The 18,432-nt window shown below is 41.6% G+C and carries 15 protein-coding genes; all 15 read left to right on the top strand.

What is annotated here, in order from left to right:
- Positions 1 to 526 precede the first annotated feature (526 nt).
- The 15 genes from sdhC to ybgF all read left to right on the top strand — a co-directional run bounded on the left by sdhC (position 527) and on the right by ybgF (position 16,590).
- Positions 527 to 916, top strand: a complete 390-nt coding sequence (gene sdhC, locus FD729_RS00855) for a succinate dehydrogenase cytochrome b556 subunit (RefSeq protein ID WP_159931412.1) — start codon at positions 527 to 529, stop codon at positions 914 to 916.
- Complete coding sequence (gene sdhD, locus FD729_RS00850; protein WP_159931411.1) at positions 910 to 1,257, top strand: succinate dehydrogenase membrane anchor subunit; 348 nt, start codon at positions 910 to 912, stop codon at positions 1,255 to 1,257. Before sdhC ends, sdhD begins: the two co-directional genes overlap by 7 nt.
- Positions 1,258 to 3,024 carry a succinate dehydrogenase flavoprotein subunit gene (sdhA, locus tag FD729_RS00845; RefSeq protein ID WP_159931410.1) on the top strand — a complete coding sequence of 589 codons (1,767 nt, stop codon included), beginning with the start codon at positions 1,258 to 1,260 and terminating at the stop codon, positions 3,022 to 3,024.
- A 14-nt stretch (positions 3,025 to 3,038) separates the two neighbouring features.
- On the top strand, positions 3,039 to 3,755 hold the full coding sequence (locus tag FD729_RS00840; RefSeq protein ID WP_159931409.1) for a succinate dehydrogenase iron-sulfur subunit: 717 nt from the start codon (positions 3,039 to 3,041) through the stop codon (positions 3,753 to 3,755).
- 165 nt (positions 3,756 to 3,920) lie between these two features.
- Positions 3,921 to 6,728, top strand: a complete 2,808-nt coding sequence (sucA, locus tag FD729_RS00835; protein WP_159931408.1) for a 2-oxoglutarate dehydrogenase E1 component — start codon at positions 3,921 to 3,923, stop codon at positions 6,726 to 6,728.
- Positions 6,729 to 6,744: 16 nt separating this feature from the next.
- Positions 6,745 to 7,971 carry a 2-oxoglutarate dehydrogenase complex dihydrolipoyllysine-residue succinyltransferase gene (odhB, locus tag FD729_RS00830; protein ID WP_159931407.1) on the top strand — a complete coding sequence of 409 codons (1,227 nt, stop codon included), beginning with the start codon at positions 6,745 to 6,747 and terminating at the stop codon, positions 7,969 to 7,971.
- 73 nt (positions 7,972 to 8,044) lie between these two features.
- Positions 8,045 to 9,229: an ADP-forming succinate--CoA ligase subunit beta gene (sucC, locus tag FD729_RS00825; protein ID WP_159931406.1), complete on the top strand. Its 1,185-nt coding sequence runs from the start codon at positions 8,045 to 8,047 to the stop codon at positions 9,227 to 9,229.
- Positions 9,217 to 10,092 carry a succinate--CoA ligase subunit alpha gene (sucD, locus tag FD729_RS00820; RefSeq protein ID WP_159931405.1) on the top strand — a complete coding sequence of 292 codons (876 nt, stop codon included), beginning with the start codon at positions 9,217 to 9,219 and terminating at the stop codon, positions 10,090 to 10,092. The genes sucC and sucD overlap by 13 nt, the downstream gene beginning before the upstream one ends.
- Positions 10,093 to 11,178: 1,086 nt before the next feature.
- Positions 11,179 to 11,304: a hypothetical protein gene (locus tag FD729_RS05330; protein ID WP_255456210.1), complete on the top strand. Its 126-nt coding sequence runs from the start codon at positions 11,179 to 11,181 to the stop codon at positions 11,302 to 11,304.
- Positions 11,305 to 11,758: 454 nt separating this feature from the next.
- Positions 11,759 to 12,439 carry a Tol-Pal system protein TolQ gene (gene tolQ / locus FD729_RS00815; protein ID WP_159931601.1) on the top strand — a complete coding sequence of 227 codons (681 nt, stop codon included), beginning with the start codon at positions 11,759 to 11,761 and terminating at the stop codon, positions 12,437 to 12,439.
- A 19-nt stretch (positions 12,440 to 12,458) separates the two neighbouring features.
- Positions 12,459 to 12,887 (top strand): colicin uptake protein TolR, encoded by a 429-nt coding sequence (gene tolR, locus FD729_RS00810; RefSeq protein ID WP_159931404.1) that lies wholly within the window; start codon positions 12,459 to 12,461, stop codon positions 12,885 to 12,887.
- Positions 12,888 to 12,918: 31 nt separating this feature from the next.
- The gene (tolA, locus tag FD729_RS00805) at positions 12,919 to 13,824 is read left to right on the top strand and encodes a cell envelope integrity protein TolA (RefSeq protein WP_159931403.1); all 906 of its coding nucleotides are present in this window, start codon (positions 12,919 to 12,921) and stop codon (positions 13,822 to 13,824) included.
- A gap of 132 nt (positions 13,825 to 13,956) precedes the next feature.
- The gene (tolB, locus tag FD729_RS00800; RefSeq protein WP_159931402.1) at positions 13,957 to 15,252 is read left to right on the top strand and encodes a Tol-Pal system beta propeller repeat protein TolB; all 1,296 of its coding nucleotides are present in this window, start codon (positions 13,957 to 13,959) and stop codon (positions 15,250 to 15,252) included.
- A 51-nt stretch (positions 15,253 to 15,303) separates the two neighbouring features.
- A complete protein-coding gene (gene pal / locus FD729_RS00795) occupies positions 15,304 to 15,831 on the top strand; it encodes a peptidoglycan-associated lipoprotein Pal (RefSeq protein ID WP_159931401.1) in 528 nt (175 codons plus the stop codon).
- 9 nt (positions 15,832 to 15,840) lie between these two features.
- Complete coding sequence (ybgF, locus tag FD729_RS00790) at positions 15,841 to 16,590, top strand: tol-pal system protein YbgF (protein ID WP_159931400.1); 750 nt, start codon at positions 15,841 to 15,843, stop codon at positions 16,588 to 16,590.
- The last annotated feature ends 1,842 nt before the right edge of the window (positions 16,591 to 18,432 follow it).

Here is an 18,432-nt window from a genome sequence, read left to right as displayed (position 1 = left end):
TAACAAATTTGGTACACAGATAAATTTGGTGCAGATATAGAGGGCACAGTTCATCCTTGCAAGGGGGGATGTGGTCATTATAAAGATTTGTATTTCGCGATTTTTAAAGATCCATTTTAACTATTGGTTTTTAGTAATCAACAAAATGTTTTATAAAGATATTCACATTCGCAATTTGATATAACATGTGTTTGGAGGATCATATGTTTTCGTAACCTTACATGCACTAAGGAATGCAATCTCTTATTTTGTAGACGAATTATTTAATGAAATTATTTAATTTATTATTAAATATTATATTTGTGAGTGATTTCACTGTTTCAGTCAAATGTACCCAAAGAAATTACAGGGTAATTGTAATAAGAATATGATAGTTTTATACTCCTGCAAGGTCTCTGGAAGCTCTCTAAGGCCAGGAGCTACCCAGGGTTTTGCTATGTCAATTAAACACCGGATGTTACTAATTTGGTAATGGTTCAAAGCTCAGCACACCTACGAATCGTATCTGCCTTACCAAAAGAGTTCTGTGGGAAAAAAAGTGAAAAAACAAAGACCTGTCAACTTAGATCTCTTAACGATCCGATTTCCTATTACTGCAATATCGTCCATTCTCTTCCGGGTTTCCGGCGTTATTGTTTTCATGGCACTTGGTATTCTGCTGTGGTTACTGGACCTTTCTCTGTCTTCCCCAGAAGGATTCAAGCGCGCTGTTGTCATTATGGACTGCTTCTTCGTAAAGTGTATTCTGTGGGGTATTATGACGATACTTGCGTTCCATACTATAGGTGGAATTCGTCATATGTTAATGGACTTTGGTTACCTCGATAAGACTTTAGCAGTCGGCAGACAATCTACTTGGATTATTTTTGGCATTACTTTTGTGTTTTCTATTTTCTTTGGGGTACTCGTATGGTAAGCAATGCATCCGCGTTGGGTCGTAGCGGTATTCAAGACTGGCTACTGCTACGAGCTTCGGCAATCCTCATTGCGTTCTATATCTTTTATCTTTTTAGCTTCATTGCCTTGACCGATATGCTAACGTACGACGTTTGGAGCGGCTTCTTTGCCCTTGAGTTTACCAAAGTTTTCACCTTGTTGACTCTTTTCTCAATTCTAGTGCATGGCTGGATCGGAATGTGGCAGGTATTGACCGATTACGTCAAAGGTTTAACTATTCGTCTAATTTTACAGCTAGTTATCGTAATTACTTTGTTTTCGTATGCAATTTATGGAACTGTTGTATTGTGGGGTGTGTAAATGAATTTTTCTGCCAGAAAATTTGATGCCGTGGTAATCGGTGCAGGCGGAGCAGGCATGCGCGCCGCCCTGCAAATTTCTAAATCTGGCCAGACTTGTGCCTTATTATCTAAAGTTTTCCCGACCCGCTCCCACACTGTTTCTGCACAGGGCGGCATCACAGTTGCACTCGGTAACTTCCACGAAGACAATTGGGAATGGCATATGTATGACACAGTCAAAGGATCTGACTATATCGGAGATCAGGATGCGATCGAATATATGTGCAAAACTGGTCCTGAAGCTATCCTTGAGTTAGAACACATGGGACTCCCATTCTCCCGTTTCGAGGATGGCCGCATCTATCAGCGTGCATTTGGCGGCCAGTCGAAAGAATTCGGCGGTGAGCAAGCGGTACGGACCGCTGCTGCTGCTGATCGCACTGGCCATGCGTTGCTGCACACGCTTTATCAACAAAATTTGAAGAATCAAACTACCATCTTTTCCGAGTGGTATGCGCTCGATCTGGTAAAAAATCAGGAAGGCGCCATCGTTGGTTGTACTGCCATCTGCATCGAGACCGGTGAAATGGTTTACTTTAAAGCACAAGCTACCATTTTAGCGACCGGTGGCGCAGGTCGTATCTATCAATCTACCACCAACGCTTACATTAATACCGGCGACGGTATTGGAATGGCGGTTCGTGCAGGCGTACCTTTACAGGATATGGAGATGTGGCAGTTCCATCCAACCGGCATTGCTGGAGTTGGCGTCTTAGTGACAGAAGGATGCCGCGGTGAGGGTGGCTATTTGCTTAATAAGTATGGTGAGCGTTTTATGGAGCGTTATGCACCAAATGCTAAAGATTTAGCAGGACGCGACGTAGTAGCACGTTCAATGATGATCGAGATTCGGGAAGGCCGCGGCTACGACGGACCATGGGGTACGCATATCAAACTAAAGCTTAACCATTTGGGATCGGGAGTACTCGAGTCCCGTCTTCCAGGTATTTTAGAGCTGTCGCGTACTTTTGCACATATCGATCCGGTAAAAGATCCAATTCCGGTTATTCCGACCTGCCACTATATGATGGGTGGTATCCCGACTACAGTTAGCGGCCAGGCGTTACGCGTTAATGAGCAGGGCGAAGATGAAGTAATTTCAGGACTGTTTGCCGTCGGTGAAATCGCCTGTGTATCGGTGCATGGTGCCAATCGTCTTGGCGGTAACTCATTGCTGGATCTAATAGTATTTGGTCGCGCAGCCGGCCTTCAATTGATGGAATGTAGGCAGCAACAGGGTCCACTACTTGACGCTACTCAGGAAGAGATCGGAGCTGCTATGGCACGTTTTAACCGGTGGAAAAATAACACTACTGGCGAGGATCCAGTTGAAATTCGTAAAGCGCTACAGTGCTGTATGCAGAACAATTTCTCAGTATTCCGTGAAGGCGATGCAATGCGGCGGGGTCTGGAAGAGCTGAAACAAATTCGCGATCGTTTAAAAACAGCACGTCTTGATGACTATTCATCTGATTTTAATACCCAACGTATTGAATGTTTAGAGTTAGACAACCTAATGGAAACTGCTTATGCTACCGCGGTTGCGGCTAATTTCCGAACTGAAAGCCGTGGTGCGCATAATAGATTTGATTACCCTGATCGCGATGATGAAAACTGGTTGTGTCACAGTCTCTACCTCCCTGAAACTGAAAGTATGACACGACGTAAGGTGAATATGCGGCCAAAACTGCGTGCAGCTTTTCCACCAAAAATCCGTACCTACTAATTACGGAGACGATCATGAGACTTGAATTTTTCATTTATCGTTATAATCCTGGTATTGATGTCGCACCATACATGCAGGATTATACCCTAGAATTTGAAAATGGGCGAGATATAATGCTCTTAGAAGCTCTCATCCGCCTCAAAGAGAAAGATACGACGTTAGCTTTTCGTCGCTCATGCCGTGAAGGTGTATGTGGGTCTGATGGCCTCAATGTGAACGGCAAAAACGCTCTAGCATGTATCACTCCGCTCTCCGCTTTGGGTAATGGCAACAAAAAAATTGTTATTCGTCCATTACCCGGCTTACCCGTTATTCGTGATTTAGTCGTAGATATGGGACAATTTTACGCACAATATGAGAAAATTAAGCCTTATCTGTTAAATAATGAAAATCATCCTCCGGTGCGTGAACGCCTGCAAACTCCTGCTGAACGTAAGGATCTAGATGGTTTGTACGAGTGTATTCTCTGCGCATGCTGTTCAACAGCTTGTCCATCATTTTGGTGGAACCCTGATAAATTTGTGGGTCCGGCTGGTCTGCTGGCGGCATACCGCTTTCTAGTAGATAGCCGTGACACTGAAATTGAGGCACGTTTAGACAATTTAAGCGATGCTTTCAGTGTGTTCCGTTGTCATAGTATCATGAACTGTGTGAGTGTGTGCCCCAAGGGGCTTAACCCAACGCGTGCCATTGGACATATCAAATCAATGCTACTGCAGAGGGGTGCATAAAGTCTTATCATAAAGAACTCTGGAAATCTCTAATTTCCCGGAAGCAAGGGCGCGTGTGAGCGCATAGTGCTCATTTCTCTAAAATCACTAGAGTAAGCAGTTAAAGTGGCAACAGTGGCAACAAATGAAACCTAAAAAAAGCACAGTAATGCTTAGGGAATCACGATGCAAAATAGCGCGATGAAGCCTTGGCTGGACTCCTCTTGGCTAGCCGGCGCGAACCAGTCTTACATAGAGAGCCTCTATGAGAATTTCCTGACCGATCCAGACTCTGTTGATGCAGAGTGGTACACAAAGTTCCAACAACTACCAGACACCGGCGTGAGCCCTGAACAGTTTCACTCCATTACACGAGAGTACTTTCGTTATTTAGCAAAAAATCCATCTCGTTATAACGCTCATGTCTTAAATCCCTCTGCTAATCCAAAGCAGGTTAAGGTATTACAGCTGATTAATGCCTTTCGTTTTCTTGGACACCAGCACGCTAACCTTGACCCGCTTGGTCTATGGAAACAGGACCGCGTTGCTGACCTTGACCCATCTTTTCATGGTCTAACTAATTCTGATTTCCAAGAAATTTTTAACGTAGGGTCTTTCTTTATCGGTCAAGAAGCCATGAAGCTGAATGATCTTTACAAAGCTCTTCAGCAGACATATTGTGGTTCCATTGGTGCAGAATATATGCATATAAATAACACCGAAGAGAAGCTCTGGATTCAGCAACGTTTGGAATCAGCGGCTGGTGTAATCAGATGTAACAATGAAGAAAAAAAAGGTTTACTGAAAGATCTAACAGCAGCAGAGGGATTGGAGAAATATCTTAGCATAAAATTCCCAGGCGCAAAACGCTTCTCGTTGGAAGGTGGTGAATCACTGATCCCGATGCTACGCGAAATAATTCGATATGCAGGTAAAAGCGGAACATGTGAAATAGTGATGGGTATGGCGCATCGTGGCCGCCTCAATGTACTGATTAATGTACTAGGTAAAAAATCGCAGACTCTCTTCGAAGAGTTCGTAGGAAAACATAAAGATCATCTCGGCACCGGCGATGTAAAATACCATATGGGTTTTTCGTCTGACGTAGAGACTGAAGGTAACTTAGTGCACTTAGCGCTGGCATTCAACCCATCGCATTTGGAAATTGTTAGCCCCGTGGTTATGGGGTCAGTGCGTGCGCGTCTCGATCGTCGAAATGCGCTGGGCAGTAACCAAGTTTTGCCAATTACCATTCACGGTGACGCAGCGGTTATTGGCCAAGGAGTCGTGCAAGAAACTCTAAATATGTCACGAGCACGCGGCTATGAAGTCGGTGGTACTGTGCGTATCGTTATTAACAACCAAGTGGGCTTCACTACCTCTAACCCGCGTGACGCGCGTTCAACACCGTACTGTACTGATATTGGTAAAATGGTATTAGCGCCTATTTTTCACGTTAATGCCGACGATCCAGAAGCAGTGGTGTTTGTTACTCGTCTAGTACTGGACTATCGAAACACTTTCAAGCGCGATGTTTTTATAGATTTAGTTTGCTATCGTCGTCGTGGACACAATGAAGTTGATGAACCGAGTGTAACCCAGCCGCTGATGTACCAGAAAATCAAAAATCATCCGACGTCACGTAAGATTTACTCAGATCGCTTAGAAAAAGAAGGTGTAATCAGACTTGAAGAAGCCACTGAAATGGTTAACCTTTATCGCTCTGCACTAGATGCGGGTGAATGTGTAGTGTCAGAATGGCGTCCGATGAGCTTACATTCCCTTACTTGGTCACCTTATCTTAATCATGAGTGGGATGAAAGCTACTCTTCGATGGTTGATCTAAAGCGTTTACAGGACCTAGCACGCCGTATCAGCCATCTTCCAGAAGAGATTAAAGTGCAGGCACTTGTAGCGAAGATTTATAATGACCGTAAGGAGATGGCCGAAGGTTACAAGCCTTTTGATTGGGGCGGTGCTGAGAACTTAGCCTATGCCACATTAGTGGATGAAGGCATTTCGGTACGTCTCTCCGGCGAAGACTCAGGCAGAGGCACCTTTTTCCATCGTCACGCGGTGATCCACAACCAGTGTAATGGCTCTACATATACGCCATTACACCATATTCATGGTAATCAAAAGCACTTTAGTGTCTGGGACTCCACCCTGTCTGAAGAGGCGGTGTTAGCGTTTGAGTATGGCTACGCCACGGCGGAACCGCGCACGTTGACCATTTGGGAGGCACAGTTTGGCGACTTTGCTAACGGTGCCCAGGTGGTAATTGACCAGTTCATTAGCTCCGGTGAGCAAAAATGGGGGCGTATGTGCGGTTTGGTAATGTTGCTACCACACGGCTATGAAGGTCAAGGCCCAGAACACTCTTCGGCGCGACTTGAACGCTATCTACAGCTATGCGCAGAAAAGAATATGCAGGTGTGCGTACCCTCTACACCGGCACAAGTATACCATATGTTACGTCGTCAGGCGTTGCGTAGTATGCGTCGCCCGTTGATCGTCATGTCGCCAAAATCGTTGCTGCGTCATCTACTAGCTGTCTCTTCTTTAGACGAACTAGCGAACGGTAGTTTCAAGCCTGCTATCGGAGAGATCGACCCTCTCTATCCACAGCAGGTAAAACGTGTAGTATTTTGCTCTGGTAAAGTTTATTACGATCTTCTTGAACAACGTCGTAAACATAAGCAGAAAGATGTGGCTATCGTGCGTATCGAGCAGCTCTATCCGTTCCCCCATAAAATAGTGCAAGAAGTATTAAAAGATTACGCCCATGTGCAAGATTTCGTTTGGTGTCAGGAAGAACCCCTAAATCAGGGCGCATGGTATTGTAGTCAGCATCATTTGCTTGAAGTGATTCCGTTTAGCGCTTCTCTGCGCTATTCGGGTCGTCCTGCTTCAGCATCTCCGGCTGTAGGCTATATGTCTGTACATCAACAACAGCAGCAAGACTTGGTTAATAACGCGCTGAACCTTGGTTAATTTAAAAGGAAAGATAATGAGTAGCGTAGATATTCTCGTTCCTGAGCTGCCTGAATCTGTTGCCAATGCAACCGTAGTAATTTGGCATAAAAAACCAGGCGATACGGTAAGCCGCGACGAAGTGTTGGTAGAGATAGAAACTGATAAAGTGGTGCTGGAAGTGCCAGCACAGGCAGACGGCGTGTTGGAGGCCGTGCTAAAAGACGAAGGAACGACCGTAACCTCCCGTCAAATTCTAGGATATCTAGACAAGGCTAATAGCAAACAAATTAGTGACAACAACATAGATGATAAAAAGTTTATTTTGGCACAACAACGCCAGACAGCGTCGATGGAAAATGAAAGAAACGACGCATTGAGTCCGGCTATCCGTCGTCTTATAGCTGAGTACGACCTAGACGTATCTCAGATTAAAGGTGATAATGTGGGTGGCCGTATCACGCGTAAAGACGTGGATAAACTTCTAGCAATAAAACTAAAAAATAATAAAGTCTCACAGGTACAGGATGCCTCTGGAGTCATACCGAATCCTGCTAATACTAACCGTAGTGAAAAATATGTACCGATGACCCGTCTGCGTAAGCGCGTAGCGGAGCGCTTGCTAGAAGCGAAAAAGAACACCGCCATGCTGACGACCTTTAATGAAGTGAACATTAAGCCAATCATGGATCTGCGTAAACAATATGGTGAAGCCTTTGAGAAGCGTCATGGTGTACGTTTGGGCTTTATGTCCTTTTATATTAAAGCTGTCGTTGAAGGTCTTAAGCGTTTCCCAGAAGTTAACGCTGCAATCGACGGAGACAATGTAGTGTATCATAACTACTTCGACATCAGCATTGCAGTTTCTACTCTGCGAGGCCTAGTAACACCAGTGCTGAAAGATGTTGATACCCTAAGCATGTCAGATATTGAAAAGAAAATTAAAGAGTTGGTAGTGAAAGCTCGTAACAGTAAGCTCACTGTAGAAGAACTCACGGGTGGTAATTTTACTATCACTAATGGAGGTATTTTCGGTTCGCTGATGTCGACCCCAATCATTAATCCGCCACAAAGCGCCATCCTGGGAATGCACGCAATTAAAGATCGTCCGGTAGCGGTAAATGGCCAGGTTATAGTGCTACCGATGATGTATTTAGCACTTTCCTATGATCACCGTTTGATTGATGGTCGCGAATCAGTTAGCTATTTGGTAGCGATCAAAGAGCTTCTGGAAGATCCAGCACGACTGCTGTTGGATGTCTAATTATCACAGACATGCCTGTCTACAACATGCCTAACCTCAGTTAATTCTTTCAACCATAAATGGATAGAGCATCATGAATTTACACGAATATCAGGCTAAACAGCTATTTGTACAGTATGGGATGTCAGTACCAAAAGGCTACGTTTGTACTACGCTACGTGAAGCAGAAGAAGCAGTTGCTAAAATTGGTTCAGGTCCATGGGTAGTGAAATGTCAAGTTTATGCTGGTGGACGCGGTAAAGCAGGTGGCGTGAAAGTGGTGAATAGAAAGGAAGATGTCTGTAGTTTCGCTGAAAGTTGGCTAGGTAAGCGCTTAGTAACCAATCAAACAAATGATGAAGGTCAGTTGGTAAACAAGATTCTGGTAGAGGCTGCTACTGAAATCGAGCAGGAATACTATCTTGGTGCGTTGGTTGACCGTGAAATTTGTCGTGTAGTCTTTATAGCCTCGCCCGCAGGAGGTGTTGACATTGAAAAGGTGGTCAAAGAAACACCTGATCTAATTCATAAAATAGCGCTTGATCCTCTGACAGGTCCGCAGCCTTATCAGGGGAGAGAACTAGCGTTTAAACTAGGTTTGACCAGTAAACAAGCTAGTGACTTTACTAAGATTTTTATTAGTTTAGCTACCATGTTCCTAGAATGTGACCTAGCGTTAATTGAGATCAATCCGTTGGTTATCACTAAGCAGGGAACCCTAGTATGCCTCGACGGTAAGATACGCGTAGACCGTAACGCTTTGTTCCGTCAACGTAAATTACGTGAAATGCATGATCCAAGCCAGGAAGATCTCCGTGAAGAGCATGCGAATCAGTTAGAACTTAATTATGTAGCTTTAGAAGGCGACATCGGCTGTATGGTTAATGGTGCAGGTCTAGCGATGGGCACCATGGATATCATAAAGCAATATGGAGGCCGTCCGGCTAACTTCCTCGATGTGGGTGGCGGCACAACTCAAGAACGCGTTAGCGAAGCCTTCAAAATTATCCTCTCCGACGAAGCTGTAAAAGCAGTATTAGTCAATATTTTCGGCGGAATTGTACGTTGCGATCTAATCGCTGAGGGAATTATCGGTGCCGTCGCAAAAGTAGGTGTTGACGTACCGGTTGTAGTACGCCTGGAAGGAAACAACGCTCAACTAGGCGCGAAAAAACTAGCAGATAGTGGATTAAATATCATTGCAGCAACCAACCTGACCGATGCGGCACAACGTGTTGTCGCTGCTGCAAAGGGGGAAATAAACAAATGTCTATTCTAAACAATAAAAATACTAAAGTCATTTGCCAGGGTTTCACTGGTGATCAAGGTACTTTTCACTCTAAGAAGGCACTAGAGTACGGCACGAAGCTAGTTGGAGGCGTCACACCGGGTAAGGGTGGTACCATGCACCTTGGGTTACCAGTATTTAATACTGTGCGAGAGGCAGTCGAGTCTACCGGTGCGACTGCGACAGTGATTTACGTTCCGGCTCCATTCTGTAGGGATAGTATCCTGGAGGCGATTGACGTAGGTATCAAACTTATTATCACCATTACTGAAGGCATACCAACGCTAGATATGATGATAGTCAAAATGAAACTGGATCAAACGGACGTGCGTATGATAGGTCCAAATTGCCCGGGTGTTATCACTCCAGGTGAATGTATGATTGGCATTATGCCGAGTCATATTCACCTGCCTGGTTGTATCGGTATTGTATCACGTTCAGGCACATTAACCTATGAAGCAGTAAAGCAGATCAGTGATATTGGTTATGGCCAGTCTACCTGTGTTGGTATCGGTGGTGACCCGATCCCAGGATCTAATTTTATTGACATACTTAAAATGTTTCAAGATGACCCAAAGACACAAGCAATTGTCATGATAGGCGAGATTGGTGGTAGCGCGGAAGAAGAGGCAGCGGCGTTCATTAAAGAACATATTACCAAACCAGTTATTGGCTATATCGCAGGTGTTACTGCACCAAAAGGCAAGCGTATGGGCCATGCAGGCGCCATCATTGCAGGTACTAAAGGCACGGCGGCAGAAAAGTTTGCTGCCTTAGAAGCAGCGGGCGTGAAAACTGTGCGGAGTCTAGTAGATATCGGTGATGCAGTAAAAGAGCTCCTACCCGTAAAATAAACTAGCTCAGTATTAGCCAGTAGGTCACCACTACGGGGTGAGTTATTTACCTACACAAAATAAATAAAGTAACATAAAAGGTGTGGAAGAGATCATTTGTGAAGAAGGGATGCTACCCAATTATAAAATATTATATAATTGACAGTATAGTACTTTCTTTAAGAAAAAGTATTATAGATAATATCATTCACAATGAAAAATTAAAGCATCGATCCAAATTAATAATTTTTTAGAGTGTAGCTTCAACTTGAATATCGAGAGGCCATAATTAAATTACATCTAAGTCGTTCTCAATAAAATTGAAATAAATAATAATGTATTAATTCTAACATTTTCTCAGTGAGAAAATTGATTTTTTTAAAAAATCATAATGATATTTTTCTATTGATGTTAATAACCATTACGTGCTTGTATCAGGTCACAAATTATATTTATCCATGGTAAAAGGATAAAATAAATATCAATACTTACTTCCTACAAGTAATTTTTACATAAAATGTAGTTAGATTTTTCGTTTTTATTAATAGCTAATGTCGTTTATAAAAGCAAAAAATCTTTATGTTATGGATTGTAGTTATGTTGTATTCATCAGGGTTCCTTAAGTCTGATGTGCTATTTCTTTATTTTTAGCTATTAATTATTCAGAACATTTAACTTTTTGAGAGGTGAATCATTTCATAAAACATAATAACATCTTACGTTAAGTAATTATATGTTAATTATTATACTAATCTGTCTGCCGAATGCTAGTTTCGCATTAACTGCTCTTACTACCTCATTGTACTAATGACACCTTTGTGTACACACTCAATAGTAAAACGTTATGTGTTCTTTGTATAATACATACATATATTCCTTGTCTATCTTTTTACTTTGTGACTAGTGATTTAAGACATGACCAGTAACTGGCCAGTTACTTAGTCAGTGGATACAAGAACCTACTTTCTCTACACTCTCTGCACTTTGTATCTTCTTAGTAGTGAACAATTAGATACAAAACCCTACTATCGCCTCTGTGCGCGCTTGGTGGGTGTGATTTTTAAATGATAAGAGTCTGTGTAGTAATGCTGGAAGATAGGAGATTAGATGAAGTACGGCATTAACGTCGCAGATATTTCATTAAAGTGGCTGACCATGAAGTGGTCTCAAATCTGTTTGTTAGGTAATATCGTGTTTCGAGAAAAGGGCGGAATGGAGAATGTATACATATAATATACTAATAACCTAAGTATACTACTACTGATAATTTGACTTAAAAACTGCATACGGTAACGTATGATGACTTTAAGCGCTATCATATTTTTACGAATCGTCATAGCAGTAACATATTTGGTAGTATTCCAAAATATACTAGCATATCATTAAATAATATTTTAAGCGTAGGTTACTGATGATGAAGGTAACAAATATGTGTCTTGTCTGTATCTTTTTCTTATTACTGACATACGCCTGTAACGTTATTACTGGCTAGTATTTGGAATACATCAAGAATAGATCTCGGAATATAATCGTGTATTATGCATTCAATATTGTTTAATAACAAAGGGCTATTGCATGATTTTTCGCTCATCTTAAGACTAATTATCACGGGCTATTCGTTCTGGAAACTGTTGTGCGACGCTGTCAAATCATTATCTTTAAACTCTATTCTTACGGAGTCCAAGCAGTGACTGATATAAATATTTTTATATTATTTTTGAATGCAAGCCTTTTAGTGAAGATTATCATTTTTATTTTGATAGGGTTTTCTATTTTCTCATGGGCCATCATTATTCAACGTACTCGTATTTTGAATACGGCGGGGAAAAAGACAGAAAATTTTGAAAACAAATTTTGGTCCGGCATTGAAATTTTACGCCTTTATCAAGAGAGCCAAGGATGTCGTGAAGAGCTGAGCGGTGCAGAGCAAATTTTTTATGCCGGCTTCAAAGAGTTTGCTCGTTTACACCGCGCTAACAACCACGCTCCTGAAGCAGTGGTTGAAGGGGCGAGACGTGCTATGCATATTTCAATGAACCGTGAGATTGAAACACTTGAAAATTATATTCCTTTTCTAGGTACTATTGGATCTATAAGTCCTTATATAGGTTTATTCGGAACCATCTGGGGTATTATGCATTCCTTTGTCGCGCTCGGCGTAGTAAAACAGGCAACACTGCAGATGCTAGCACCAGGAATCGCCGAGGCACTTATCGCTACTGCAATGGGTTTATTCACCGCAATTCCGGCTGTTATAGCCTATAACAGACTAAACCAGCGTGTTAATAACCTGGAACAGAAATACAATAATTTTACAGAAGAGTTTACGGCCATTCTGCACCGTCAGGCTTTCTCTAGTAAAAAATAGAAGTAAGCGGAGGTGAATTATGGTAAGAGTACGTGATCGCATCGGTCGAGATCTTAAATCAGAAATAAATATCGTTCCGCTACTCGATGTTCTACTAGTGTTGTTACTGATCTTCATGGCGACGACACCAATCATTACTCAGAGTGTAAAAGTAGACTTACCGGATGTTAATAAATCTAAAATAGTATCCAGTGATGAAAATCCACCTGTGATTGTAGAAGTTGCTGGTATCAGCCAGTATAGCTTAGTGGTAGAGCACGATCGCATGGAACAGTTGCCTCCGGAACAGGTAGTAAGCGAAGCACAGCGTCGCATTAAGGCGAATCAAAAAACTATCTTTTTGATTGGTGGTGCTAAAAATGTACCTTATAACGAAATTATTAAAGTTCTTAATCTACTGCATCAGGCAGGTATAAAATCTGTTGGTTTAATGACGCAACCGATTTGATTTAAAATCAATCTGTTTTTAGGAACTGAGTGTGTTGACGGCAATTGAGCAAAATGAGAGATTAAAAAGTGGGGTAATAACATCAGTAGCCCTGCATATCGTGTTGTTCGCGCTGTTAGTTTGGAGCTCATTCGATGAGAATATTAAGGTAAGTGATCAAGGTAGTGATATTGGTGCGATAATGGTCGATACCAGAGCCATACTAGAAGAATATAAAAGTCAGCAAAACCAGAAAAGAGATAATCAGCTTGCAGAGCAACAGTTGCAGAAACAAAAGCAGGAGCAAACTTCCAAGCAAAAGTTTCTGCAAGTGTTAGAGAAAGAGCACTTAAAAGTGCAGCAAGCTATGAAATCAGCACAGGAAAATAAAACAACCACTAAAGCGGATCTTTTTCAGGCAAAGCAAAAAGCAGAAAAAAAAGCCAAAGTTGAGCTGAAAAAAGCAATAGTCATAGAAAAGCTTACAGCAGAAATGAAACCCAAGTCTGATACAATAGATAAATTAGACACTGTGAAAAAAAAGAGGCTGTCGAAAGCAGAGAACAATAGCAGTGAAGTAGATAATTTACTTGGAGGACTTACATCAAGAAAGAATTCACCTAATAGTTCTAACGCTAATAGTGGTAGTGTGGTAGCGAAGGGTAATGTAAGAAAATCTGGTAAGTCCAGCACCACAGACATCACTAATTATGCAGCCCAAATCCAAACAGCGATCCAAAATAAGTTTTACGATTGGGAAAACTATAAAGGTCGTACTTGTACACTACGCATAAATCTAGCATCGGATGGTTTTTTGATAGATGCTCAAGCAGAAGAAGGTGATCCTTCTCTGTGTCAGGCGGCGCTGGTAGCCGTGCAGCAAGCTCGTATTCCTCAGCCTCCTTCAAATAAGGTTTATAACATCTTTAAGAACGCGCCACTTGATTTCAAGCCATAATAATATGCTATACATTAACGGTACTTAATCTATTTTTACGCTGTAAATAAAAGGAAGTATTGATTTTCTAGAAACTGTGTAAATTATCTCAGCCGAAAATTTAAGTAAGGGGAGTGAGAGAAGAGAGATAATATGAAGCGAGTTCTTTGTGTTACATTAAGCTTATGTATGCTGTTTTGGACGAGCATACTGGGTGCAGAGGTGCGTATTGAGATTACACAGGGTGCTAATACGTCTCGTCCTATTGGTGTTGTGCCGTTTAAATGGACCGGATCTGGCGTTGCTCAGGAAGATATCGGAGGCATCGTGGGCGCAGACCTACGTAATAGCGGTAAATTTAATCCACTGGATGTTTCCCATCTACCTCAGCAACCGACTAGCGTTCAAGAAGTTCAACCTTCGGCATGGACTGCATTAGGCATTGATGCAGTAATTATCGGGCAAGTGCAATTAAATCTGGACGGTAGCTATCAGGTATCTTATCAGTTAGTTGATACCGCAGTTTCTCCAGGCAAAGTTATCGAGCAGAATTCCTATAAAACTACCAAACAATGGCTGCGTTATGCAGCACACACCGCCAGTGACGAGGTATTCAAAAAACTGACAGGCATTAAAGGTGCATTCCGTACTCGTATTGCCTATATAGTACATAACAAAGGCTCGCAGTTCCCGTATGAGCTGCAAGTTTCGGACTATGATGGTTACAATAAGTTCGTGGTTCACCGGTCGCTGCAGCCACTAATGTCACTAGCTTGGTCTCCAGACGGATCTGAAATGGCATATGTAACCTTTGAAAGCGGCAAATCAGAGCTAGTAGTTCAGACGCTTTCTAACGGAAATATACGTCAGATCGCTTCTTATCCACGTCATAACGGTGCGCCGGCTTTTTCTCCGGACGGCACTAAGCTAGCTTTCGCACTGTCGCAGACCGGTAGTCTGAACCTTTATATCATGGATTTGGGATCGGGTCAGATACGTCGGCTCACTGACGGACATTACAACAGTACTGAACCCACTTGGTTCCCTGACAGCCAAACATTGGCCTATACCTCTGATCAGGCGGGTGCACCGCAAATTTATAAAATCAGTATCAATGGATTCGCACCACAGAGAATAACCTGGGAAGGCGCACAAAACCAGGACGCTGATGTATCTAATGATGGTAAGTCGATGGTTATGATCAGTACTAATGGTGGTGAGCAGCATGTTGCTAAACAAGATCTAGAAACGGGTGCTGTTCAGACGTTGACGAGCACGTTCTTGGATGAAACTCCTAGCTTATCACCGAATGGTACAATGGTAGTCTATAGCTCTACTCAGGGGATTGGTTCCGTGTTACAGTTGGTTTCCACCGATGGGCGTTTCAAAGCACGATTTCCTTTAACTAATGGGGAAATTAAGTTTCCTGCTTGGTCACCATATCTATGATTTCTGTGCAAGCGCGTATAGCACGCTATCTGACAATAATAGGATTTTGCAATGCAAATTAATAAAGTACTAAAAGGGTTAATATTGACGCTACCTATTTTGGTTATAGTTGCTGCCTGTAGCTCATATAAAAAAAGCAATAACGAGCAAAATAGCATGAATTCCAATCATGCTAATGGTAAAGGTGCTAATATGAATAGCAACGGCCTCTTATTTTCTGATGAACAGGCGCGTCTACAGGTACAGCAATTACAGCAGAACAAAATAATCTACTTCAAACTGGATAAGTATAATATCCAGTCTGAATATGCTCAGATACTAGACGAGCACGCAGCCTTTTTGCGAAGCAACCTATCGTACAAAGTAACAATCGAAGGTCATGCAGATGAGCGCGGTACTCCTGAATACAACATTGCACTAGGCGAGCGTCGTGCTAACGCTGTGAAGATATATCTTCAAGGTAAAGGTGTTTCCGCTGAGCAAATGTCTATTGTCTCTTATGGTAAGGAGAAACCAGATGTACTAGGCCATGACGAAACTGCTTACTCGAAAAATCGTCGTGCTGTTCTTGTGTACTAAGAAAATTATATGATTAGTAACTTTAGATTTTTTTTGTTAAGTCTGTCTTTTTTAGTTGGTGTAGCGGCTCCTTGGCACTTTAATGCGCAAGCGTCAATCATTAGCACTGGATCTGCTAGCTCGATCAAAGAACGTGTTAGCACTCTCGAACAAATTTCTAATGCTCAAGCTCAGCTACTGCAGTTGCTACAGCAGCAGATAAACGATAACCAAAGCGACATCGATTCGCTACGTGGACAAATCCAAAACAACAGTCATCAACTTAATCAGGTGATTGAGAGGCAGAAGCATCTTTATCAGCAGTTCGATAACCTCAGTAGTAAAGCAGATAATGCGATACAAAGTAGCAGTGATACGGCAGCATCAGCCTCTCCAATGCAAAACGGCGATGCTAACAGCGACTATACCGCTGCAGTATCAATGATCATAGAGAAAAAACAGTATGATCAAGCAATCATAGCACTCCAAGCATGGGTAAAGCGCTACCCTGATTCAATATACCAACCGAATGCGAATTACTGGTTGGGACAATTGAATTACAACAAGGGTAAAAAAGATGATGCTGTCTATTATTACGCTACTGTCGTCAAAAATTATCCAAAGTCTCAGAAAGCTTCAGAATCACTACTAAAAGTTGGTATCCTCATGCAGGAGGAAAAGAACAAAGGAAAAGCTAAAGCAGTGTACCAGGAAGTGATCAAACTTTATCCTAATACTACTTCAGCAAAGCTGGCACAAAAACGCCTCACCGGGTTATAAGTTTTTCATCTAGCATTGGATTTCACATAATATAGTTGTTCAGTTACTAACTGAAAATAGAAATTTTTTAAAATCGTGAAAGTAATAGTAGCTTCGTTGGTAGAGCAATGTACTTTAGTTAATTGACTGCAGATTCACATTATCTCATGTATGAGTTATTAGTTCGGAGAGAAGCGCCGTTGATAGGCGCTTCTCTCCTTTCTGTTTTATAGCCATTTCTTAAATCAATAACACAGCGAGACTAGACGACAATTCACTAAGATTAAGTTTTTGTTAACCCTTCGCCGGTGTATGACTGATACAGTCCCTTCAGTAAAAGAAGGGTGTACTTACTTAAATTCACTTACACTGTTATAAGGGTGTTATATGATTAATTTTATTGTAAATCATGATATCCTTGTAAAGGAAGAAACCCACTTTTACATCGGGTATGTATCTAATATGATAGTAATTTAAGAGCATTTTAAGCAAAATGACCAGCTTTCATATTACCTTGTTGGACAACTACACGGTTCAGTACAGTGTGGTCAGTACATGCTTATGCTAACTTCCTGATAACACAGGCATTAACGGAGGAAGTATACAGTAGAGAATGTTATCTAATGCATAAGAAAGGAATGCTGATAGGACGCGCGGCGTAGCATGGTAACCAGGTGAAAGATATAAATATGTATCAATATAGAGGTGCGCTAGAACCAATAGGACTTGGTTATAGTTGACGATTTTAACTGCCACTATGTTAGTTGATAATAACGTTTAACTAAAGTTCGCAATCATCGAAAGTACTCAGTATGTGTAAGCTAAAATTGTGACGTTCTAGCTGCGCGTATGGGCGTTTATGAGATAAATTAAGACCTCTATGAATTAAATTACATTGCTAAGAACACGTATGAAACGATATATCAAACAGTATAAACTAAGTGGAGTTGTAGGATACAACGCTACCTCAGTAAAATATGCTTTTTCGGTGGCATATTCTAGATGCTATTCTAAACGACCTATAAATAGGTACTAAGCGCTATCTGTACCACCTTGATTTCTTATAATATAATATCCATTCATATTTAAAATACAGAATTAACCAGTAAGTCATACGTCAGTTGATAAAAAGACACAGTGTGCATATGCGTTTGCATAGCTTTTTTTGCACTGTTTGATAGTGCGCTTGAAATAGTTTTTCAACCTGATGCAAATCGAGTTTACTGCCAGTAGTAAACTCTTGGGGTTACTCTGCGAGGTAGACAATACGGAATAATATAATAAAAGCTTGATGGCAATTTTCTTCAGTATGCCATATTTGATAATACGATTAATTTGCTGAGCGTTCTTGAAGATGCCAAACTATGCATTGTGTGGCGTAAAAGTTCAGGATGAATAACTCAGGTATAAGAAAAACATATCACCTACAATGTTACAAGATTTCAATACTAGTGCAAAAAGCTAAAATATTTAATTCCTTTAATATAGTGCAGTTTTTAACTGCATAGATAGTACAAATGCTGATGTCAATCAAGGCTATGCTAAATATATATAGGATGTCAGAACGGGTATTGTGCTAGGTCAGGCCCCATAATAGATTTCAGAAGAGGGCATAATTTAATTAGAACTGAATTCCAAAAAAAGGTCTTTATAGGATGATATCTCTTCTCTTCAGCAAAATACGCCCCTACGGGGTCTTACTCTGGATGAGTGACCAATTATAGGCGGTGACTCGCCGTCAGAGCAGCTAGAGGAAGAAATTTTCTATAATTGTATTGTTCCGTACCATCATATTTTAGGCGTTAACGGCCAGTGCTGAAATAGTTTTTATGGGTGTTTTCAAGGTAAAAAGCCTTAATTCTC

It is taken from the genome of Pantoea sp. Nvir (assembly GCF_009829915.1).
In the GTDB taxonomy this organism is placed as follows: Bacteria; Pseudomonadota; Gammaproteobacteria; order Enterobacterales; family Enterobacteriaceae; genus Pantoea.
The sequence above is the reverse complement of the archived record's forward strand: the minus strand, read 5'-3'. Positions and strand labels throughout refer to the sequence as shown.